This is a genomic window from Paraburkholderia sp., from assembly GCF_036488505.1.
Lineage (GTDB): Bacteria > Pseudomonadota > Gammaproteobacteria > Burkholderiales > Burkholderiaceae > Paraburkholderia.
On record NZ_DASXHN010000200.1, the window covers coordinates 1 to 20,838 of the forward strand.

A 20,838-nucleotide genomic window follows, 5' to 3' on the forward strand; every position below is an offset into this window, starting at 1 on the left:
GTGCGCGCGGACCCGCCGCCCGTGACCGTACCGGACAGCATACTGCCAACCGTACAGGTACTGTACCGGGTCACGTCGCTAGAATGACTTTCACCGCACATTTCGCCGACACCGGAGCCTTCCATGTCATATGTCAGTCTCAGCGCGCTGCCTGCCGGCATTCTGTTCGCGCTCGTCACGTCCATCACGCCCGGTCCGAACAACACGATGTTGCTCGCCTCCGGGGTCAATTTCGGCTTTCGGCGCACGCTGCCGCATGTGTCGGGCATCAGCGCCGGCGTGGTGCTGTTGATGCTATCGGTCGGCATCGGGCTCGGCGAAGCGTTCGTGCATTTTCCGGTGCTGTACACAGTGCTCGAAGTCGTCAGCGTCGCTTATCTGTTGTATCTGGCGTGGAAAATCGGCACGTCGGGCGGCCTGCAACTCAAGAATGGCAAGCGGCGCCCGATGCGCTTTCACGAGGCAATCGCTTTCCAGTGGGTCAATCCAAAGGCGTGGATGATGGTGCTGACCGCCGCGACGACGATTCATCTGAGCGAGAGCTTCGGCATGAACGTGGTTGCGATGGCGGTGGTGTTCTACGTGATTGGCTTTCCGTGTATCTGCCTGTGGGCGGGCTTCGGCACGGCGATGCGTCAGGTGCTGTCGAATCCGAAACGGCTGCGCATCTTCAACGTCGCGATGGCGTTGCTGCTGGTGTTTTCGCTGTATCCGATCGCGCTGAAGCTGCTCGGCCACGGCGCGTAAGCGCGCAAGCAAAGCTCCGGGCGTCTACAGCTTTCCCTGCCCGACCCGTTCGATAAAGCGCCACAGTGCATCGTCGGTCGAATACGGCGCGTTGAAGCGGAACCATGCACTCGGTGCATCGTCGGGACGGAAGTAGGAGCCCGGTGCAAGCCAGATGCCGTGCGCGAGCGCGGCCGTCGTAATTTCGCCGGCACGCTCGGCTTCGATCGGCAGGCGGGCCATCGCGAACAGCCCGCCGCGCGGCCGGTGAAACATCTCGAGGCCGAGCCCGTCGAGCCGTTCCTCCAAGGCCGCGTGCGCGAGCTTCAGACGCTCGTTGACCGTCTCCACATGGCGCGCGTAGCGCCCTTCGATCAGCACCTTGTCGACGATCCGCTCGATCGCCTCCGACGACGTCAGCCCCACCGCCATCTTCGTGCGCGCCAGCTCGCGCAGCACCGCCGTCTCGGCAACCACGTAGCCGCAGCGTAATGCCGGCGTGACCGTCTTCGAAAAACCGCCCAGGTACAGCACGCGCCGCAGGCCTTCCATCGCGGCGAACAGCGGCGCGCTGGCAGGCGCGAGTTCGCGGCTGACGTCGTCCTCGATCACCCAGATGCGTTCGCGCTCGGCGATCTGCAGCAAGCGGAACGCCGCCGACATGCCGAAGGTCGCACCAGTCGGATTCTGCAGCGTCGTGTTGACGAAGATCGCCTTCGGCTTGTGCCGCGCGACCAGCGTGTCGAGCACGTCCGTATCGACACCGGCCGGCGTGCGCGGCACGCCATGCACGACGAGGCCGGCGAGCTTCAGGATCTGCAGCAGGTTGCCGTAGCCCGGATCTTCGACGATCACCGCGTCGCCCGCGCGCAGCAGCGTGCGCACGATCAGGTCCAGCCCCTGCGTCGCGCCTTGCGTCAGCAGCACGTTCGTCACTTCGACCGGCAGGCCGCGCCGATCGAGCTGTTCCGCGATGCGCTCGCGCAGCGGCGCGAAGCCGTACGGATGACCGTAGTCGCCGAAACGCGCGGCCGGCACCCGGCTTAGCGCGCGCAACGCGTGCTGCAGGCCGGCCTCGTTGATCCACTCGCCCGGCAGCCAGCCGCAGCCCGCCTTGATCGGCACCGAATGATCGGCGAATACGTCGGACAGCAGCCAGTTGGCGGTCAGGCTCGGCGGTTGCCAGGCGGCGAGCGCCGCGCGCGGGGCCGACCCGCGCGCGGCGACCCGATAGCCGGAGCCGCGCCGCGCGACCACGAGCCCCATCGATACCAGCCGGTTGTATGCCTCGGTCACCGTAAAGGTGCTCAGCGTGTGGCTTTGCGCAAGCTGCCGCACTGACGGCAGCAGCGTGCCCGCGCGCAGCGATTGCGCTTCGATCGCGCGCGCGAAACCTTGTACGACCTGCTCGACAAGCGTCGACGAAGCGCGCCGGTCGCGCTGAAGTTCGAGTTCGATCATGATGCGGCGAAAAGTCGGGACAAAAAGCGGGGCCGTGGCGGGCGGCCGGACGGGGCCGTGCAATACCGATGCGGATGCCGATGCCGATGTTGATGTCCATGGCGGGATGCGGCGCCCGCGCACCGATACGGTCCACGCCAATCAGCCAACACAGTTAGCACCGCACTTCGGCAACTGTTTATGCCGCCATTAAACCCCGAGCGCTACAGTTTTGGCTATGCAGGAAGCCCCTCTTTGCTCGTTTGGGGGCGTCCGCCCCAACCATTTCGAGGAGATTCCATGACTTCGCGCCCCGTCATCGACGATCTGTCGTCCTTCTGGATGCCCTTTACCGCCAACCGTCAGTTCAAGGCCGCGCCGCGCCTGCTCGAATCGGCGAAGGGGATGTACTACCGCAGCACCGACGGCCGCGAGATCCTCGATGGCTGCGCGGGCCTGTGGTGCGTGAACGCCGGCCACAGCCGCGACGAAATCGTCGCCGCGATCACGCAACAGCTGTCGACGCTCGATTTCGCGCCGACGTTCCAGATGGGCCATCCGCTCGCGTTCGAAGCGGCCGCGAAGGTCGCCGAACTGATGCCGGCCGGCCTCGACCGTATCTTCTTCACGAACTCGGGCTCCGAATCGGTCGACACCGCGTTGAAAATCGCGCTGGCGTACCATCGCGCGCGCGGCGAAGGGCAGCGCACCAGGCTGATCGGCCGCGAGCGCGGCTATCACGGTGTCGGTTTCGGCGGCATTTCGGTCGGTGGCATCGCGCCGAATCGCAAGACCTTCTCGGGCGCGCTGCTGCCGGCCGTCGATCATCTGCCGCACACGCACGACCTCGAACACAATGCGTTCTCGAAGGGTCAGCCGGCGTGGGGCGCGCATCTGGCCGACGAACTCGAGCGCATCGTCGCGCTGCACGACGCGTCGACGATCGCCGCGGTGATCGTCGAACCGGTAGCCGGTTCGACCGGCGTGCTGGTTCCGCCGCAAGGCTATCTGCAAAAGCTGCGCGAGATCTGCACGAAGCACGGCATCCTGCTGATCTTCGATGAGGTCATTACCGGCTTCGGGCGCGTCGGCAAGGCGACGGCGAGCGAATACTTCGGCGTCACGCCGGATCTGATCACGCTCGCGAAAGCGATCAACAACGCGTCGATTCCGATGGGCGCGGTCGCGGCGAGTCGCTCGATCCACGACACGGTCGTCAACAGCGGCGCGCAGGGCGCGATCGAGCTGTTCCACGGCTACACGTATTCCGCACATCCGGCGGCCGCGGCGGCAGCCGTGGCGACGCTCGACCTGTATCGCCGCGACAGGCTGTTCGAGCGCGCGTCGGCCCTCGCGCCGACGTTCGAAGCCGCCGCGCACGCGCTGCGCGGTGCAAAGCATGTGAAAGACGTGCGCAACCTCGGCATGGTCGCGGGCATCGAACTCGAATCGCGCGATGGCGCACCGGGCGCGCGGGCTTTTGAGGCGTTCGTCAAATGCTTCGAGGCGGGCGTGCTGATCCGCTTCACCGGCGACATCCTCGCGTTTTCGCCACCGCTCATCATCGATGAGGAGCAGATCGCGCATCTCTTCAAGACGGTCGGCGACGTACTTGCGACCGTGCAGTAAGCGCGGCGAGCGGATGCGTGCGGGAAAGAGCTCGTAACGCGGCTTGCAGCGACGGCGAAATGCGAAAGACCGGCGGCACGCTTCGGCGTGCCGCCGGTCTTTTGCTTGGGGGGAAGGTTTCGCTTCGCGGCGGTCTGGACAGTCTGCGTTGCATTCTGTCGAGTACCGCTTCGTCTTCCGACCGGCGAATGCGCCGATAGGGCGCCGGCGTGCACTGCCTTCGGCGCCGACAGTGTGGGCAGGCACTGCTCTTACCCGATACTGCTTCCGGTTAGAACTCTCTCTGCTTTTTTATGTGCCCCCTTCACCAAACACAAAATTACAAAAAGCCTGCTTGCAGCAGCCCTACTCGTTGCCTATAACCGATCAAAAGACCTCCGCAGCATCACACATTTCTTTTAAAAACCTTGCGTAATGCCGCTCGATTGTCCGGGGCCGAGATATGGACAGAACGACGACTGGAACGCTTGGGTTTTTCATCGGCCGCAACAACGAAATGAGGCTTGTAGAAACGGCGCTCGGCAAAACCGCCGAGGGGCACGGCCGTGTCGTGCTATTCGCCGGATCCGCGGGTATCGGAAAAACGAGGCTTGCACAGCGAGTCGTGGCAGCGGCAACGCGAGCCAACTTTGTCGTGCATTGGGGGCGGTGCCTCGAAGAACCAGGGGCGCCAGCCTATTGGCCTTGGCGACAGCTTTTCCGTTCGTCTCTCGAACGCAAAACTGCGCAACCCTCGGGCCGTTTGACCAAATCGGACATATCCGTCATCGCAGCGGCCATTCCCGAGGTTCTCACGCACGCAGCGGCAACTGAGCCATCGCCCCCGAAGCTCGATACGGCTCAGGCGCGCTTCGAGCTATTCGACGCCATCACCCGGTTCTGGCAGGACGCTGCGCGAGAACGGCCGGTCCTGCTGGTATTCGATGACCTCCATTGTGCCGACCCGACGTCGATCCGGCTCCTCGCGTTTTTCGCTTCACAACTGGCCGACGCGCCCCTGATGGTGCTCGGGACGTATCGCGACACCGACGTAGCCGGAGATCATCCGCTGGCCGACGCATTTGCCGATCTGGTGCGTGTGCCCGGCTTTCGCCGCATGCATATGAAAGGCCTCGATTTGCAGGAGTCGGGGCAATTCTTTCAGGCGGCAAGCGGCGCTGTGCCCGACGCTTCGCTCGTCCGCGCGCTGCACCAACGCACCGACGGCAACCCGTTGTTTCTGCAGGAGACCGTGCGGCTTCTCATCGAGCGCAGCGAACGCACTGGCATTTGGGCACGCGACGATCCGGCCCTGCTCACGGGCGTTCCGGAAGGGGTGCGCAATGTCATCGCGAGACGGATGCTGCATCTGCCCGAACGCGCGAAGGGCCTGCTCGCTATGGCTGCGTGCATCGGCCGAACCTTCGAAATCGAATTGTTGATCTGGCTGGCGCCGGACGACGAAGAGGCCGTGCTGTCGAGCCTCGAAGCGGCGTCTCGCGCGAGCCTCCTGGAAGCGGCGTCGGAGAAGGGTGCGCTGCGCTTCAGCCACGTGCTGATACGCGACATGCTCTACGAAGATCTTCTTGTCGCGCGCCGCGAGCGGCTGCATGGTGCGATCGGCGAGTGGCTGGAGGCAGCCGAGCGCGGAAATCGGGCGCCGCGCCTTGCTCAACTCGCGTACCACTTCTCGCAGGCAGGTCGCCATGTCGACGCCGCTAAGGCGCTGAATTATGCGCGTCAGGCCGCCGCGCAAGCCGCGCAATCCTTCGCGTACGAAGAGGCATCGAGACTTTACCGGCTTGCCCTTAACCTGCAAAACGAGCACTTTGCAGAGCGCGTCTCTCTGCGCTGCGAACTGCTTCTGACGCTGGGCCGTGTCGAGGCTGATCTCGGCGCGGCCGAGCGCAGTCGCACCGCCTTTCTCGAGGGGGCGCAGGTCGCTAGTCAGCACGCTCTGACCGCGCATTTTGTGCGTGCCGCCATCGGCTTCGAACAGGCGAATCTGCGCACCGCGCGTTCCGGCGAAACATCTGTCGCGTTGGTGCTGCAAGCGCTCGATGCGCACAAGCATGACGACGCCATGCGCGTCGAATTGCTTGCGTGCTTGTGCCGCGCTTACGTGTACTGCAATCGTGCGGACGATGCGCAGCATACATGGCGAACGTGCGTGCAGCTCGCGCGCAAGCTTGGCGATCCACGCGGTCTTTATCTCGCGCTGACGTCGCTCACCTCGGCGGAATACTGGCCAAGCCTTCTGCAGGAGCGTCTGGCCGCGGGGAATGAGGCATGGTCGATCGCCGCCTCGTCGAACAATCTCAACTGGACGCTGGCCGACCTGATGGCCTATCGCTTGTGTGACCTCATGCGCATCGGTGACATGCCCGCGCTGCATGCGACGCTCGACGCCGACCGCCGTGTCGCGCGTGATGTGAATTCGCTCTATCACCAAGCGGTTGTGCTGTGCTTCGAAACGCTGCTTTCGATCAATGAAGGGGCTTTCACGCGCGCCGAGCAGCAGGCGGGGCAGGCGCTGGCGATGGCTGAACCCGTCGCGCCGGACATGGCATCTACGGCGTACGGCATGCAGATGTTCTGCATCCGCCGGGAACAGGGCCGCCTCAATGAAGTGCTGCCCGCCGTCCAGCTCATGGTCCGCAAAAGTCCGGCAGCATCGCTGTGGCGGCCGGGCGTCGCGTTGATCTATGCCGAACTCGATATGCGCGAGGCCTCGCGTGCGGAATTCGACGCGCTGCGCGTTGAGGAGATGCCTTCCGTGCCGGAAAACGCGGGCGCGCTGACGCGCGTCTGTTTCGCCGGGGAAGTCTGTGTCTATCTGGAGGACGCGCCCCGAGCGGCGCGCCTGTACCGGATGCTGCTGCCATACGGGGGCACGGTCTTGCTGCTGGACATCGGCGGCCCGTGCCTCGGCGCGGCGGACCGTCTGCTTGGAATGTTGTCGACGGTCGAAAAGCGCTGGGATATCGCGCAACGTCATTTCGTTGCTGCTATCGATATCGACGCCCGTGCCGGCGCGCGGGCATGGCTCGCGCACGATCGTTACCGCTATGCGCACATGCTTCATTCGCGCGGCGCCGACGGGGATACGCGGCTCGCCCGAGAGCTTCTTGGTGCCGCGCTCACCGACGCCAGAACCTTTGGCATGTCGACGCTCATCGCGCGCGCAGAGGCGCTCCTGAGGGCGCTCGACGCGCTCGGCGACCGCCCCGCGTACCCGTGCGGACTGACCAGGCGCGAGGTGGAGGTATTGCGTCTGGTCGCAATCGGCCGAAACAATCGGGACATCGCTGGTGTCCTCGACATCAGCTCCAACACGGTGGCGAACCACATCAGGAATATCCTGGAAAAAACCTATACGGCGAATCGGACTGAAGCGGCTGCCTTCGCCAGCCACGCCGGGTTGCTCGACACCTGACAGGTGCGCTCAGTGCGGCTTCCGGCGCGGTTGTGAGAGGAAGGCGAGCAGCGCGACTTAAACGTCTGGGGCATTTCGACCGGCGCGAGATGGCGCCCATCCTGAATCAGGACGAGCGTAGCGCCGGGAATGCACCGAGCGGCGGAGTCGGCGGCGACGCGAAAGACGGGCCTTGTCAGCGTTCCCCGTGCGATGGCAACCGGCACGGCAATCGTGCCGAGCTCCGCGCAGGAGATCGAGGGGGGCGGGGGCGCGTTCAGTTGCAGCGGAACTGTCCGCGCGTTTTCCGACAAAACGGTTTGGGCGCGAGCGGGAAGCTGGTCGAAGGTGCCGGGCGCACCGTTCACGCCATCGACGAGGGGCCACACCCCGTTCACGCTAGTCTGGAAGATTTGTGCCTGGCTCGTATCCAGCTTCGACGCTCCGCATGCGGTGAGCAATGACATCACGATCGACACGCACATCCACACGCGCCAGTACATGTCGTTTCTCCCGGGTGACGAACCATGCAACGTTTATAGGCGACGATACGGCGTGCGGGAATAGTCAATTCTGACCATCGCGACGTCGGGTCGTGCCAGGCCGCGCGATTACCGAGCGGACAGCAGCCACTCCGGCCTGTGTTCCGTGACTTCGATGATTTCGTCCGCAGGAATATCGGCGCGCCGCGCCGCCTCGCGAATCGCTTCCATGTTGTTCGCCTCGTACAGGCAATAGGTCTTGCGTTTGTCGGCGGTCAGGAACGAGACAAGCCATTTGACGCCGACTTCATCGTTTATTTCGGTCACTTCGTCGGCGCCCTCGGCAGTGAAATCGAGTTGTTCCGCGAAATTGCGTTCGATCATGAAGAGAGTCATGACGCCTCCTTATCGGACAAAGTCAAAAACAGGCGATGCGCGACTGCGATATGCAGAGCATCGAGCTATCTGCGCAAAAGCCTAAGGAAGTGTAGTCCACAACCGAATGGCTAATCCTGTCGGTGGGACCGTCCTGCAATGTCCACCGGAGATGGTTATTCCTCGCTATTTCCACCGTGGCTTGCGCACTCTATAAATGCGTCAACAGCGACGGCCCGTCAGTCCGATATACGGATTGGCCGTCGTCTTCGAAACCGCATGCAGGAGACGCGCGATGAAGCGAGGCCTGATCCCCGGAATAATCGTTGCGCTCGTGCTGCGAGCTCCGGTCTCCCCGCTGTCGGACGGTCGAGTGCCGGCCGTCATGTCCAGGCTGGGTGACGTTTGGACCGAACAGCAGCAGATCGACGCCGCTGGAGTGAGCCCCGCAGCGCAACATCGGGTTGAAGAGCGGCGGGAGGTGTCCCCGCTTGATGCGCAAGCGTTTCTGCCGCCCCACACCACGTCTTCGCACACAGGATATCGCCGATATTTTTGACGGACGGGTAGTCGCGACGAACGCTATCACTGCTGGCGATCGTCGTTCTCGTAGCGGGAGGCTGGGCATACGCCTCTCACGCTTATGCTCACGAGAGGAGGCGAACAGATTCGACGATCCCTGCCAGTTCATGCGTCAATCCGAAGGCTGACTCTCTCGCCTAGCGCGGTCCTCAAATTCGGAAGGCATCGAGGTGGGGCAAGCGCCCAGCGTACCCAGTTTCAAACGGCCATTTGCGCACCGCCGCTTCGCAAATGGCCTGTCATTAGCGGCACATCTAGCCTCGACGCGACGCAAGCGTGTCGGACTTGCAGGAGACGTATCATGGAATACTCGTTGAAGTTTGCCTTAACGTGCGGGGCCGTCGCAGCCATTTGTTCGACGGGCGCCGCGTTCGCACAGGGTGGTGGAAACGGCAATGGTGGGAGTGGTGGAGGCAGTGCGCACGGCGCCGCGACCGCCGGCATGACCTACCTCGGAAACCCTGTCTCGCACCCGTTCGATGCGACCTCCAGCAAAATGGAAAACGGCACGTCCGGGTACGGCGGTGTGGCGGGAAGCACCAGCGCAGTGGGTAGTTCAACTCGCAATGGATCGGCTACCTGTGGTCATCTGCCCCAATGCAACGCGAATAGCGGCCACTAACGAAAGAAGTTCGAAACGGTTGGGCTTTTGCGGATCGACTTGCCTCGTCCGCGCCAAGCCCAGCACCGGACTACAGCCGGCAGAGTCGCGGTCGCGTGGGTCGCTCGCTAAATAGTAGGTCAGTGGAACAAACTGTTTCCCCGGTGAACTTCTGTAGGCCCCTCGATGAATTAGCGTATCTGTGAAACGCAAACCCGGATCCGCCCGATTCCGTCGACCGTCACCGCCGCTGTATTCACAGCCGAAAAATTTAAGGGCAATGCAGTCGCCGTCGTGCTCGACGCCGCAGCTTGTCTACTCATCAAATGCAAGCGATCGCCAGCGAGTTCTCTTTAGCGAAACGACATTTGTCTTGCCTCCTCGCTACGCTTCGAATACTGCCTGGTGAGGAAATTCACTCCAAGTCGCGAGATACCTTTCGCGCGGCGCCCGAACATCGGCACTGCGTTCGTGTTCGCCTCACAAGCTTCGTCACATGGTGTGGAGCTGCCGGACTTGCTCGTCTTTGAGGAGCTTGCCGGGCTTGTTCCGGTCAACGTGACTCTCCGCGGGCGTCTCACCTTTTACGCCTTTTCAATCTCACGAAAACCGCCCCAGCCTGACCCATTCTGTTTCACTGCAGCGCTGCCCGGCGACCGGGCGCCGTAAAGCAGCGCCCGGAGTGCGTCAACCTCAGTGATGCGCGCGTGAGGCCCGCGTCTGCGCAGCTTTTTTCGCGGCGGCTGAACGCCCGGCGGCCCCCTTCGTCGCCGCCGCCTTCTTCGCCGCGGCCGAGCGGCTGGCCGCGGGCCGCTTGGCCGCCGCCGACTTCGCCTGCTTGGACATCGCGGCCGACGACGCGCCCGCCTTGCTCTCGCGCTTCAGCACGTTCTCCGACACGCGTGAGCGCTTCGCGCTCGACTCCTTGCTCGCGCTCTTCTTCGCCGCACCGTCGTGCTTGCCCGCGGCGCTGTCCTTCTGCGCTTTCTTGCGGGTCGTCTCGCTCGTCGCGCCCTTCTTCGGCGGCTTCACATCGACGCCCGCGCGACGCGCCTCCGACAAACCGATCGCGATCGCCTGCTTCGGCGACCTGACACCGTGCTTGCCGGCACGCACCTTGTCCACCTGCTCCTTGATGAACTCTCCCGCTTGAGTACTCGCCGACTTGCCGGCGCGCTTATCGGCCTCGGCACGTTTCAAGGTTTTCCGCTCTGGCATGATCGTTCTCCGGTTGCGGTTCGGTTTGCGACTGTGGGCTTACCTTGCAGCAACGCCCGTGCCGGGGCGTCAGCTGAATGCGGTGGTCGCGATCGCCAGGCAGATGGAAGGCGCGAATCGCGCGCCTGCCTGCGTTCGTGCCGCTTGGGGGAAACAGAGAGTGCGGGCCTCACGCCGGCTCCGCTCGATCGAGCGCCGGCCGGACAAAACCGCTGTGAGCAATTCGCCCGGGAATTTTCCAGGCGGGGCTCGCCTGCGTCAGCGGGACGGCGTATGGTGGTGAGCAAGGGCCGGCGCAGGGTCCGTCCCGGCAGCCTTGGAGCTATCCATGAAGATACCTACCGTTCGCGCGGGTGCGCATATCGAGGGCGTGCACTGGGTCGCCGAGTACGCCGAGAACGTCCATGAAATTCGCGTGTTTCGCGAAGGACAGGAGGTGGACGTGCATAACGCGCCGTCCACGCTGTTTGGCGACGAGGAAAACGCCGGCGCGAAAAGCACCGCCGATCATCGCGCGATGGAGGCTGCCGTGCTCGCTTATCTGAAGCGCTTTGTCACCGAACACGACGCGCAGGAGTAGTTTCCCCCAACCGGGCATAGCGAACGCTGCGCCCTCCGGTTCTTCCATTCACCCGCGGCAAAGCCGCCGCGGGCGCTCATTCGGCGGCCCGGTCGACGAGCGTGACGCAGCGGTCACGACGAGCCGACGCGAACCGCGCGTTCAATCGGCCGGCCGCAGCTTCTTCACTTCGGCATCCGACGGCTGCACGCTCGCACCGTCGATATAGCGGTACGACGTCATCACGCCCTTGCCGTCTTTCACGCCGGTCACGCCGACATACGCGCCCATCGTCGACTGGTTGTCCTGCGGGCGGTAGGTGATCGGCCCGAACGGCGTCTGCACGTCGAGCCCCTTGAACGCGGCGGCGAGTTTGTCCGGGTCAGTCGAGCCGGCTTTTCTGATGCCGTCCGCGATCGACATCAGCGCCGAATATCCGACCACGGAACCGACACGCGGATAGTCGTGATACCGCGCGCGGTATTCGTCGACGAATTTTTTATTGGCGGGCGTATCGATCGAGTACCACGGGTAGCCGGTGACGATCCAGCCGGTCGGCGCTTCGGCACCGAGCGGGTCGAGATAGTCGGGCTCGCCGGTCAGCAACGACACCACCGCGCGATCCTTGAACAGCCCGCGCGTATTGCCTTCGCGCACGAACTTGCCGAGGTCCGCGCTGAACAGCACGTTGAAGATTGCATCTGGCTTCGCGTCGGCGATCGCCTGGCTCACCGCGCCCGCGTCGACGTTGCCGAGCGGGGTCGCCTGTTCGACGACGAACTGCACATCGGGCTGCGCCGCGCTCAGCAGCTTCTTGAAGGTCGCCGCCGCCGATTGCCCGTACTCGTAGTTCGGATACACGATCGCCCAGCGCTTTTTCTTCAGCCTGGCCGCCTCGGGCACCAGCATGGCGACCTGCATATAGGTCGAAGGACGCAGACGGTACGTATATTTGTTGCCGTCGGCCCAGACGATCTTGTCGGTGAGCGGCTCGGCGGCGAGGAAGAAGATCTTTTTCTGCTTCGCGAAATCGGCGAGCGCGAGGCCGGTGTTCGACAGGAAGCCGCCGAATAGCAATTGCACCTGCTCCCGCGCGATCAGTTCCTGCGCGGCGCGAACCGTATCGCCGGGATTGCCGTTGTCGTCGCGCGAGATGACTTCGAGCTGCTTGCCAAGCACACCGCCCGCCGCGTTCACCTGTTCGAGCGCGAGATTCCAGCCGTTTTTGTAAGGCCCAAGAAAGGCGGGCTGCGCCTTGTAGCTATTGATCTCGCCGATCTTGATGGTCTGCTGTGCGCTCGCGCCGAAGGCGCTCAACGAGCACACCGCCGACATGATGAGACGAGGGATCCATCCTGCGCGCGTGGTCATGTGTGTTGCTCCGTTATCAGAAGAATTGCTGCGGTTCAAATCGCATGCGACGGGGCCGGGGCATGGCGACAGCGCACGCGGCTGAAGCCAGGCGGCGGCCTGCGGGGCCGTCCGCACCGTCGCGGTTACGCGGCATCGTACCGGGTCGGCGCCGCACACGCGAGCCGAAGATCTTTGGCAACAGCGCGAAGCGGGTTGGCCTCACGGGTCGTTGCCGCCGCGCCGCCAGCAGCCATGCACGCGTGTCGTTTCGGATCGGCTCACACCCCCAGATAAGCGCGCCGCACGGTCTCGTTGCCCACGAGTTCGCCGATCGTGCCGCTGAAGCGGATCTGCCCTTTTTCAAGCACATATGCGCGGTCGCTGACGAGTTCGGCGAAGTGCAGATTCTGCTCGGACAACAGAACGGACAGCCCTGCGCGCTTGAGTTCGAGAATCATATTCGCCATCTGCTCGACGATCACCGGCGCGACGCCTTCGGACGGCTCGTCGAGCAGCAGCAGATACGGATTGCCCATCAGCGTGCGCGCCACGGTCAGCATCTGCTGCTCGCCGCCGCTCATCTGCGCTGCCGGACGTGTTGGCATTTCGCCGAGATTCGGAAACAGGCGAAACAGCTTTTCCGGTGTCCATTGCGGCGCACCTTCGCGTGGTGGCTGGCGGCCGGTGTCGAGGTTCTCCATCACCGTGAGATCCGCGAACACGCGCCGATCCTCGGGTACGAAGCCGACGCCCATGCGCGCGATCCGGTGCGGCGGCAGCGCGCCGATGTGCCGACCGCGAAATATCACGTCGCCGCGGCGGTTCGGCAGCAAGCCCATCACCGCTTTCATCGTCGTCGATTTGCCGGCGCCATTGCGGCCCATCAGCGCGACGACTTCGCCGCGGCCAACTTCGAGACCGACGTCGAACAGGATATGCGCGCGGCCATAGAACGCATTGAGGCCGGCAACCTTCAGCATCGGTTCGCTCATTGCAGCGCGCCGCCTTCTCGCGTGCCGGCCGCCGCATCGCGTTGCGGCAGATGCGGCCGAAACGTTTTGCCGGTGCCGAAATAGACCTCCTGCACGCGTCGGTCGTTGCGGATCGTGCCGGCGTCGCCCTCGGCGATCAGCTGGCCGCGCGCGAGCACGATCAACCGATCGGCGTACGCGAATACGACGTCCATGCTGTGCTCGGTGAACAGCACGCCGATCTGCTGTTCGGTGACCAGGCGTTTGGTCAGCGCCATCAATTCGTTGCGCTCCTGCGGCGCCATGCCGGCGGTCGGTTCGTCCATCAGCAGCAGCTTCGGGCGGTTCGCGAGCGCGATCGCCAGCTCGACACGCTTCACGTCGCCATAGGCGAGCACCCCGCACGCGCGATCCGCCTGTGCACTCATGCCGACCTGTTCGAGAAGCGCGAACGCTTCGTCGGCATAGCGCGAGCGGGCCGGCTTCCACAGACCAAAGGTTTTTTTCTCACGCGACACGAGCGCCATCTGCACGTTTTCGAGCACGGTCATCGAGTTAAAGGTGGCCGCAATCTGGAACGTGCGGCCGACGCCACGCCGCCAGATATCGCGCGCGCGCATACCGACCAGTTCATGGCCATCGAGAAGAATCGAGCCCGCGGACGGCTGCAACTGGCCGTTGACCATATTGAAGCAGGTGGATTTGCCGGCGCCATTCGGTCCGAGCAATGCCAGCAGTTCGCCGGCTTTCAGCTCGAACGAAACGTCGTCGACGGCTTTCACGCCGCCGAAGGATTTCGACAGGCCGCTCACGCGCAGCAGGCTCACAGCCCCTCCTTGACGGCGGCCGCCGGTTGCGATGGCGACGCGCCGCTGCCGTTGGTGCTGTCGGCGTGATCGAAGCCCGTATCGCCGAAGCGCTCGCGAACAAAGCCGACGATGCCCTGCGGAAACGCGATCACCAGCAACAGAATCACGAAGCCGAGCAGCGCCTGCCAGTAGTCGGTCTGACGGGCGACCGTGTCCTGCAGCCACGTGAATACCGCCGCGCCGACGATCGGTCCGCTCAGCGTCTGCAAGCCGCCGAGCAATACCATCACGAGGCCGTCGACCGAACGGCTCACGCTGATCGCTTCGGGCGAGATATTGCCTTTGGAAAACGCATAAAGCGATCCGGCGAGCCCGCAGAACAATGCCGCGATCACGAACGACGCCCATTGCACGCGCTTGACGTCGATACCAATCGCCTCGGCGCGCAGCACGGAATCGCGCCCCGCCCGCATCGCGTAACCGAGGGGCGAAAACAGCATGCGGCGCAGCAGCCCTACCCCGAGCACCGCGCATGCGAGTGTCAGGTAATAGAACGCGACAGGCGACGACAGCCAGTTCGATGGCCACAGGCCGAGCACGCCATTACTGCCGCCCGTGACGTCGTCCCACTGGAACACGACCGACCAGACGATCTGCGCGAACGCGAGCGTCAGCATCGCGAGATAGACGCCCGACAGTCGCACGCAGAACCAGCCGAACACCAGGGCGCCGGCTACCGCGAGCAGCGGACCGAGCAGCAGCGCGGCTTCCATCGGAAGATCCAGCGCCTTCAGGAATAGTGCAGCGCCATAGGCACCGAGTCCGAAGTACGCGGCGTGGCCAAACGAATGCAAGCCGCCGGGGCCCATGATGAAATGCAGGCTCGCCGCGAACAGCACCGCGATCAGGATTTCGACCAGCAGCACCGGCATGTAGGGAAACGCGTTGGCCGCGAGCGGCGCCAGCGCGAGCGCCAACAGCACCAGCGCGGCCAGCCACTTCAGACGCTTGCCCGCCGGCCGCAACGGCAGCTCCGGCGCGCCGATACTACGCACCACGGCGCTCGCGCGGCCCAGCAACCCCCACGGCCGCACCACCAGCACGACCGCCATCACGACGAATTCCGCGACCAGCGTAAAGCGGCTCAGCGACAAGCCGACGCCGAACATCGTCACGTGACCGATGCCGATGCACAGCGCCTTGATCTCGGCGATCAGCAACGCGGCGATAAACGCGCCCGGAATCGAACCCATCCCGCCGACCACGACGACGACGAACGCATTGCCGATCGTCTCCAGATCGAGCGACAGGTTCGCCGACATGCGCGGCCCTTGCAGCGCGCCGCCCAGCCCCGCGAGAAATGCGCCGACGAAAAACACGCCGGTAAACAGCCACGCCTGATTGATGCCGAGCGCGCCCAGCATCTCGCGATCCTGCGTCGCGGCGCGCACCAGCGTGCCCCAGCGCGTGCGTGTCAGCGCATACCAGAGCAGCAGCAGAACGAGCGGGCCGATGACGATCAGCGCGATATCGTAGGTCGGCAGCGGATGGCCGAGAAAATCGACCGCGCCGGCCAGGTGCGGCGCACGCGGGCCGAACAGATCGTCGGGGCCCCACAGCCACAGCGCGGCGTCGCGAAAGATCAGCACCAGCGCGAAAGTGGCGAGCAGATGGAACAACTCGGGCGCCTGATAGATCCGCCGCAGCACGACGATTTCGACCAGCGCGCCCAATACCGCGACCACCAGCGCGGCGGCCAGCACCGACAGCCAGAAGCCGCCCGTCGTCTGGCCGAACCGGCTGGCGATGCGGTAGGCGACGTAGATCCCGACCATATAGAACGAGCCGTGCGCGAAGTTGACGATGCGCGTGACGCCAAAGATCAACGACAAACCGGCGGCGACGAGAAATAGCGTCGACGCGTCGGCGAGTCCATTGACCAGTTGCACCAGCAGATTCGAAAACATGAGAACCCTCGGCAGCTCGCCGGATGGCGCTTGCGCGGCGAGCACATCGGCACGACCGGCAGACGTTGGAGCGCGGGCGGCACCCCGCGCGCCCGCGTCAAAGGCAGGACACTACCAGTGAATCAACCTGCATAACAACCCACACAAAATCTACGCCGAAGCGGGCGGTCGTGCCGCGCGCCCGACGCGCAAACCGCACTGCCATGAAAAAAGCCCCAAAAGTTGGCATCCAACTTTTGGGGCTTGGCTTGAAGCGCCTGACCGGGCGTTTGCCGATCCGCGAAATGGCGGCGATTACGGCTTGGCCGCAGCCGCGTCGTCCTCGCGGAACAGCTTGTCGGCGAGATGGAACGCCGAATTCGCCGCTGGCACGCCGCAGTAGATCGCCGTCTGCAGCAACAATTCCTTGATCTGCTCGCGCGTCACGCCGTTGTTTTTCGCGGCGCGCAGATGCAGCGCGAGTTCCTCGGTGCGGTTGAGCGCGACCATCATCGCAATCGTCACCAGACTGCGCGTGTGGCGCGGCAGGCCGTCGCGCGTCCAGATTTCGCCCCACGCATAGCGTGTGATGAAGTTCTGAAATTCCTCGGTCAGCTCGTTGCGGTTCGCCAGCGAACGATCGACGTGCGCGCTGCCCAACACAGCGCGACGCACGTCAAGGCCGGCTTCGTAGCGATCTTCGTCGTTCATTTCGTCTCCGTCAGGAAGTCGACCACGGTCTTCGTGAATTCGTCGGCTTTTTCGATATTGGAAATATGCGATGCGTTGAGCTCGACGTAGCGCGCGCCCGGAATCGACTGCGCGAGTTCGCGGCCTTGCTCGGGCGTCGCGGCGAGGTCGTGCGTGCCGCTGATCACCAGCACCGGCAGCTTGATGCCGGGCGCCTCGGGGCGTAGATCGGCCGCGTCGATCGCATCGCAGTTCGATGCGTAGCCTTGCTTGTCGTGATGCACGAATACATCGCGGATCATCGCCAGCACGACCGGCTCACGCTCGATATAGTCAGCCGTGAACCAGCGCGGCAGCACCGCGTCGGCGAGCGCGAGCAGGCCTTCACCGCGGGCCCTCGCGGCACGCGGCACCCACACTTCCGGCGAGCCGATCCGCGCGGCGGTATTGCACAGCACGACGCGCTGCAAGCGATCGCTGTGACGTGCGGCCAGCGCGATGCCGGTCAGGCCGCCCATCGAGATGCCGCAGAAATTCGCGCGCGTGATCTTCAGCGTATCCATCAGACCGAGCACGTCGCCGCTGAGCTGTTCGATCGTGTACGGACCCTTCGGCGCTTCCGAATGGCCGTGGCCGCGCGTGTCGTAGCGCAGCACGCGGAAGTGCTTCGACAACGCCGCGACCTGCGGCGCCCACATGGACATATCGCAGCCGAGCGAATTCGACAGCACGAGCCACGGCGCGGGGCCGTGACGGTCGCCGTCGATGCGATAGTGAAGCTCGGTGCCGTTGACTGCGGCGTAGGGCATGCCGGTTACTCCTTGGTAGGGGCGCGCTGGGCGCGCGCGGAATGAAGCGCCAGCGCGGCGTCCACATACGCGTGCGCCTGGCCGACGTATTGAGCGGGATCGAGCAGCTGTTTCAGCCGTTCGAGCGGAACATGCTGCGTGACGGCGGGGTCGGCGGCGAGCACGTCGTAAAGCGTCTTGCCGTCGCGGATCGCCGCTTTCGACGCGCGCTCGATCAGATGATGCGCGTCGAGCCGGCCGATGCTGTCGCCAAGCGCGAGCATCACCGCTTCGCCGAGAATCAGGCCGTGCGTGACATCGAGATTGGCGGCGAGGCGCGCGACGTTCACGTTCAGACCCGCGGCGATCTGTTCGATATTCGCGAGCGCGCCGCCCGCGAGACGCGCCAGGTCGGGCAGCGCATCCCATTCGGCTTGCCAGCCGCCGAGCGCGCGCTCGTGCTCCTGCACCATGCCGGCGAACACCGTGGCCACCAGGCCCGGCGCGCGGGTCGCGGCGGTCAGCACCGCCGCGCAGCCGACCGGGTTGCGCTTGTGCGGCATCGTCGACGAACCGCCCTTGCCGGCCGCGGCGGGCTCGGCGAGTTCATCGATTTCAGTCTGCATCTGCAGCGAGATATCGCGCGCGATCTTGCCCAGCGTGCCGATCAGCATGCCGAACACCGACGCCGTTTCGGCGATGCGGTCGCGCTGCGTATGCCAAGGCAACGTAGGCACCGCGAGGCCGAGTTCTTCTGCGAGCGCTCGAGTCACCTGTGGCGCCGCGTCGCGCAAGCTCGCGAGCGTGCCGGCCGCGCCGCCGAATTGCAGCACGAGCACGCGCTCGCGCAGCGCATAGAGCCGCTCGCGATGACGCAGCAGCGCATCGAGCCATTGCGCGAATTTCAGGCCGAGGGTAATGGGCAGCGCCTGTTGCAACCACGTGCGGCCGATCATCGGCGTCGCGCGATGCGTGGCCGCGAGTTTCGCTAGCGCGTCGCAGGTGGCTTGCAGGCCGTTGTCGAGCAGATCGAAGGTGTCGCGCAGTTGCAGCACCGTCGCCGTATCGATGATGTCCTGGCTCGTCGCGCCCCAATGCACGTATTTGGCCGCTTCGGCGTCGGCCGCCTTGACGAGTGCGGTTAGCTGCTTGACGAGCGGAATCGCGAGATTGCCACCGAGCGCTGCGTCGCGCCCGAGCGCATCGGCGTCGAGCAGATCGGCCTCGCAAGCGGCTTCGATCGCGAGTACCGCGGATTCGGGAATGACTTTATGGATAGCCGAAGCGCGCGCGAGCGCGGCTTCGACGTCGAGCATCCGTTGCAGCGTGGCAAGCGGCGCCCAGATGTCGTTCATCGGCTGCGTGCCGCACAGAAGGCCAGTCAGACGGGCGCTGGAGTCGAGCATGATGACGTCGATGGTCGAGGAAGTCGGAGGTAAGGAATGCGCGTGGCGTATGGCGTTTGATGCAGGCGCCGCTCGGCGAGAAGCGCAGCACGCGCTGTGCCGTGGCTCGCCACGACGTTCGCTGAAGCGTGGCTGCGCGCTGTCGGGTATTGTGCGCCAAACGCGGCCCGCACGGCGCCGGAGTGGCCAACGCGGCGCGAACGCGCGTGTACCGTGCCTGCGCCGGCCCGCGCGCGAAACAGAGCACGTTGCAGGGATGAGGCCTTAACGCGGCGCTCGAACCCGGCAGCAGCGGCGTGAATCTGAAACGGACCGCCGCGCGCCGCTGCGTTCATCGCACCTCGTCGCACCTCAGGGCGCCACGCGCGTGGGCGCTGTTTCAGCGCACCAGCCGCCACACGAGCTGGACCGTCAAGCCGCGCGCGCCGCCTGCGTGCCGTCGATCATCGGCACGCCGGTCAGCTTCAGCAGTTCGTCGAAGCCGATGTCGGAGAAAATCTCGCGCACGACGAGGCCGTCTTTCGTCACGTCGATGATCGCGAGGTCCGTATAGATGCGGTCGACGCAACCGACGCCCGTTACCGGATACGAGCACTGCGCGGTGATCTTGCTTTCGCCCTGCTTGGTCAGGTGTTCCATCATCACGTAGACCTGTTTCGCGCCGATCGCGAGGTCCATCGCGCCGCCGACAGCCGGAATCGCGTCGGGCGCGCCGGTATGCCAGTTCGCCAGATCGCCGGTTGCCGACACCTGGAACGCACCCAGCACGCAGAAGTCCAGATGGCCGCCGCGCATCATCGCGAACGAGTCGGCGTGATGGAAGTAAGCGCCGCCCGTCAGCAGCGTGACGTGCTGCTTGCCGGCATTGATCAGTTCGTCGTCTTCCTCCCCTTTTGCCGGTGCGGGGCCCATGCCGAGCAGACCGTTTTCGCTGTGCAGGAAGATTTCCTTGTCGGCGGCCAGGTGATTGGCCACCAGCGTCGGCACGCCAATGCCGAGGTTCACGTAAGCGCCTTCGGGGATGTCCTGGGCAACGCGCTTGGCCATTTCATCGCGGGTCAGTTTTTTCATGTCGGTCTCCGGTTCAGGCAGCGGCGTCGTGAGCGTTGGTCGCCGGCGCGTGTGCCGCTTGCGGCACTTCGATCACGCGTTGCACGAAAATGCCGGGCGTGACGATCACTTCAGGATCGAGCGCGCCGAGCGGCACCACTTCCGACACCTGCACGATCGCGGTTTTCGCCGCGCTCGCCATGATCGGCCCGAAGTTACGCGCGGTCTTGCGATAAACCAGGTTGCCCCAGCGGTCGCCCTTGTAGGCCTTGATCAGCGCGAAGTCGGCATGCAACGGCGCTTCCAGCACATAGTGCTTGCCGTCGATCAGACGGGTTTCCTTGCCCTCGGCAAGCTTGGTGCCGTACCCGGTCGGCGTGAAGAAGCCGCCGATGCCCGCGCCCGCCGCGCGGATGCGCTCCGCGAGATTGCCTTGCGGCACCAGTTCGAGCTCGATCTCGCCGGCGCGATACAGCGCGTCGAATACATACGAGTCGGTTTGACGCGGGAACGAGCAGATGATCTTGCGCACGCGCTTCGCATTGAGCAGCGCCGCGAGGCCGATATCGCCATTGCCTGCGTTGTTATTGACGATGGTCAGCTCGCGCGCGCCCTGCTCGATCAGCGCGTCGATCAGCTCGGACGGCATGCCGGCCGTGCCGAAGCCGCCGATCATGACGGTCGCGCCGTCGTGGACATCGGCGACGGCCGATTCAAGTGACTCGAAAATCTTGTTGATCATGTCGAATTTCCTTTGAGGGCGCTACGTGCCGCCGGGCTGACAGCCATGACCGACAAGGCTCGCGCCGGCACGAGCCT

General features: G+C 64.6%; 18 protein-coding genes. 5 read left to right on the plus strand and 13 right to left on the minus strand.

Translation table 11 applies throughout. From position 1 onward, the window contains the following. Positions 1-123 precede the first annotated feature (123 nt). Positions 124-747, plus strand: coding sequence for a LysE family translocator (locus tag VGH68_RS11750; protein WP_331603794.1), 624 nt, complete (start codon positions 124-126; stop codon positions 745-747). A 24-nt stretch (positions 748-771) separates the two neighbouring features. Here VGH68_RS11750 and VGH68_RS11755 read toward each other — a convergent pair whose 3' ends face one another. Then, a complete protein-coding gene (locus VGH68_RS11755; RefSeq protein ID WP_331603795.1) occupies positions 772-2,187 on the minus strand; it encodes a PLP-dependent aminotransferase family protein in 1,416 nt (471 codons plus the stop codon). A 279-nt stretch (positions 2,188-2,466) separates the two neighbouring features. Between VGH68_RS11755 and VGH68_RS11760 the strand changes: the two genes are divergently transcribed. Together VGH68_RS11760 and VGH68_RS11765 are read left to right on the plus strand one after the other, a co-directional pair. After that, positions 2,467-3,795: an aspartate aminotransferase family protein gene (locus tag VGH68_RS11760; RefSeq protein ID WP_331603796.1), complete on the plus strand. Its 1,329-nt coding sequence runs from the start codon at positions 2,467-2,469 to the stop codon at positions 3,793-3,795. Between the two features lie 442 nt (positions 3,796-4,237). After that, positions 4,238-7,210, plus strand: a complete 2,973-nt coding sequence (locus VGH68_RS11765) for a helix-turn-helix transcriptional regulator (protein ID WP_331603797.1) — start codon at positions 4,238-4,240, stop codon at positions 7,208-7,210. Here the strand turns inward: VGH68_RS11765 and VGH68_RS11770 are convergent. Beyond that, positions 7,147-7,692, minus strand: a complete 546-nt coding sequence (locus tag VGH68_RS11770) for a hypothetical protein (RefSeq protein WP_331603798.1) — start codon at positions 7,690-7,692, stop codon at positions 7,147-7,149. The genes VGH68_RS11765 and VGH68_RS11770 overlap by 64 nt on opposite strands. A 108-nt stretch (positions 7,693-7,800) precedes the next feature. Next, positions 7,801-8,067 carry a DUF4242 domain-containing protein gene (locus tag VGH68_RS11775; protein ID WP_331603799.1) on the minus strand — a complete coding sequence of 89 codons (267 nt, stop codon included), beginning with the start codon at positions 8,065-8,067 and terminating at the stop codon, positions 7,801-7,803. Positions 8,068-9,634: 1,567 nt separating this feature from the next. Between VGH68_RS11775 and VGH68_RS11780 the strand changes: the two genes are divergently transcribed. Continuing rightward, positions 9,635-9,898 (plus strand): hypothetical protein, encoded by a 264-nt coding sequence (locus VGH68_RS11780; protein WP_331603800.1) that lies wholly within the window; start codon positions 9,635-9,637, stop codon positions 9,896-9,898. A gap of 24 nt (positions 9,899-9,922) precedes the next feature. Here the strand turns inward: VGH68_RS11780 and VGH68_RS11785 are convergent, their stop codons facing one another. After that, positions 9,923-10,447, minus strand: coding sequence for a DUF6496 domain-containing protein (locus tag VGH68_RS11785; protein ID WP_331603801.1), 525 nt, complete (start codon positions 10,445-10,447; stop codon positions 9,923-9,925). Between the two features lie 328 nt (positions 10,448-10,775). Here VGH68_RS11785 and VGH68_RS11790 point away from each other — a divergent pair, with 328 nt between their 5' ends. Next, on the plus strand, positions 10,776-11,027 hold the full coding sequence (locus tag VGH68_RS11790; protein ID WP_331603802.1) for a hypothetical protein: 252 nt from the start codon (positions 10,776-10,778) through the stop codon (positions 11,025-11,027). Positions 11,028-11,168: 141 nt separating this feature from the next. Here VGH68_RS11790 and VGH68_RS11795 read toward each other — a convergent pair whose 3' ends face one another. From VGH68_RS11795 to VGH68_RS11835, 9 genes are all read right to left on the minus strand, one after another. Continuing rightward, entirely contained in the window at positions 11,169-12,377 is a 1,209-nt protein-coding gene (locus VGH68_RS11795) for an ABC transporter substrate-binding protein (protein ID WP_331603803.1), read from the minus strand. 260 nt (positions 12,378-12,637) lie between these two features. After that, positions 12,638-13,351 (minus strand): ABC transporter ATP-binding protein, encoded by a 714-nt coding sequence (locus VGH68_RS11800; RefSeq protein ID WP_331603804.1) that lies wholly within the window; start codon positions 13,349-13,351, stop codon positions 12,638-12,640. Further along, entirely contained in the window at positions 13,348-14,157 is an 810-nt protein-coding gene (locus VGH68_RS11805; RefSeq protein WP_331603805.1) for an ABC transporter ATP-binding protein, read from the minus strand. The genes VGH68_RS11800 and VGH68_RS11805 overlap by 4 nt, the downstream gene beginning before the upstream one ends. Beyond that, the gene (locus VGH68_RS11810; RefSeq protein WP_331603806.1) at positions 14,154-16,106 is read right to left on the minus strand and encodes an ABC transporter permease; all 1,953 of its coding nucleotides are present in this window, start codon (positions 16,104-16,106) and stop codon (positions 14,154-14,156) included. Before VGH68_RS11810 ends, VGH68_RS11805 begins: the two co-directional genes overlap by 4 nt. Positions 16,107-16,400: 294 nt before the next feature. Continuing rightward, complete coding sequence (gene pcaC, locus VGH68_RS11815; RefSeq protein WP_331603807.1) at positions 16,401-16,796, minus strand: 4-carboxymuconolactone decarboxylase; 396 nt, start codon at positions 16,794-16,796, stop codon at positions 16,401-16,403. After that, positions 16,793-17,584: a 3-oxoadipate enol-lactonase gene (pcaD, locus tag VGH68_RS11820; protein ID WP_331603808.1), complete on the minus strand. Its 792-nt coding sequence runs from the start codon at positions 17,582-17,584 to the stop codon at positions 16,793-16,795. Before pcaD ends, pcaC begins: the two co-directional genes overlap by 4 nt. 5 nt (positions 17,585-17,589) lie before the next feature. Continuing rightward, the gene (locus VGH68_RS11825; RefSeq protein ID WP_331603809.1) at positions 17,590-18,969 is read right to left on the minus strand and encodes a 3-carboxy-cis,cis-muconate cycloisomerase; all 1,380 of its coding nucleotides are present in this window, start codon (positions 18,967-18,969) and stop codon (positions 17,590-17,592) included. Between the two features lie 411 nt (positions 18,970-19,380). Then, the gene (locus tag VGH68_RS11830) at positions 19,381-20,040 is read right to left on the minus strand and encodes a 3-oxoacid CoA-transferase subunit B (RefSeq protein WP_331603810.1); all 660 of its coding nucleotides are present in this window, start codon (positions 20,038-20,040) and stop codon (positions 19,381-19,383) included. A gap of 13 nt (positions 20,041-20,053) precedes the next feature. After that, positions 20,054-20,761, minus strand: a complete 708-nt coding sequence (locus VGH68_RS11835) for a 3-oxoacid CoA-transferase subunit A (protein WP_331603811.1) — start codon at positions 20,759-20,761, stop codon at positions 20,054-20,056. Between the last annotated feature and the right edge of the window lie 77 nt (positions 20,762-20,838).

What these genes read in the sequence shown, in the direction of transcription:
- VGH68_RS11760 (WP_331603796.1), top strand. Translation starts at nt 2,467, where the DNA reads ATGACTTCGCGCCCCGTCATCGACGATCTGTCGTCCTTCTGGATGCCC.
- VGH68_RS11835 (WP_331603811.1), bottom strand. Translation starts at nt 20,761, where the DNA reads ATGATCAACAAGATTTTCGAGTCACTTGAATCGGCCGTCGCCGATGTC.
- VGH68_RS11810 (WP_331603806.1), bottom strand. Translation starts at nt 16,106, where the DNA reads ATGTTTTCGAATCTGCTGGTGCAACTGGTCAATGGACTCGCCGACGCG.
- VGH68_RS11785 (WP_331603801.1), bottom strand. Translation starts at nt 10,447, where the DNA reads ATGCCAGAGCGGAAAACCTTGAAACGTGCCGAGGCCGATAAGCGCGCC.
- VGH68_RS11800 (WP_331603804.1), bottom strand. Translation starts at nt 13,351, where the DNA reads ATGAGCGAACCGATGCTGAAGGTTGCCGGCCTCAATGCGTTCTATGGC.
- pcaD (WP_331603808.1), bottom strand. Translation starts at nt 17,584, where the DNA reads ATGCCCTACGCCGCAGTCAACGGCACCGAGCTTCACTATCGCATCGAC.
- VGH68_RS11775 (WP_331603799.1), bottom strand. Translation starts at nt 8,067, where the DNA reads ATGACTCTCTTCATGATCGAACGCAATTTCGCGGAACAACTCGATTTC.
- VGH68_RS11790 (WP_331603802.1), top strand. Translation starts at nt 10,776, where the DNA reads ATGAAGATACCTACCGTTCGCGCGGGTGCGCATATCGAGGGCGTGCAC.
- pcaC (WP_331603807.1), bottom strand. Translation starts at nt 16,796, where the DNA reads ATGAACGACGAAGATCGCTACGAAGCCGGCCTTGACGTGCGTCGCGCT.
- VGH68_RS11755 (WP_331603795.1), bottom strand. Translation starts at nt 2,187, where the DNA reads ATGATCGAACTCGAACTTCAGCGCGACCGGCGCGCTTCGTCGACGCTT.
- VGH68_RS11830 (WP_331603810.1), bottom strand. Translation starts at nt 20,040, where the DNA reads ATGAAAAAACTGACCCGCGATGAAATGGCCAAGCGCGTTGCCCAGGAC.
- VGH68_RS11750 (WP_331603794.1), top strand. Translation starts at nt 124, where the DNA reads ATGTCATATGTCAGTCTCAGCGCGCTGCCTGCCGGCATTCTGTTCGCG.
- VGH68_RS11825 (WP_331603809.1), bottom strand. Translation starts at nt 18,969, where the DNA reads ATGCTCGACTCCAGCGCCCGTCTGACTGGCCTTCTGTGCGGCACGCAG.
- VGH68_RS11795 (WP_331603803.1), bottom strand. Translation starts at nt 12,377, where the DNA reads ATGACCACGCGCGCAGGATGGATCCCTCGTCTCATCATGTCGGCGGTG.
- VGH68_RS11770 (WP_331603798.1), bottom strand. Translation starts at nt 7,692, where the DNA reads ATGTACTGGCGCGTGTGGATGTGCGTGTCGATCGTGATGTCATTGCTC.
- VGH68_RS11765 (WP_331603797.1), top strand. Translation starts at nt 4,238, where the DNA reads ATGGACAGAACGACGACTGGAACGCTTGGGTTTTTCATCGGCCGCAAC.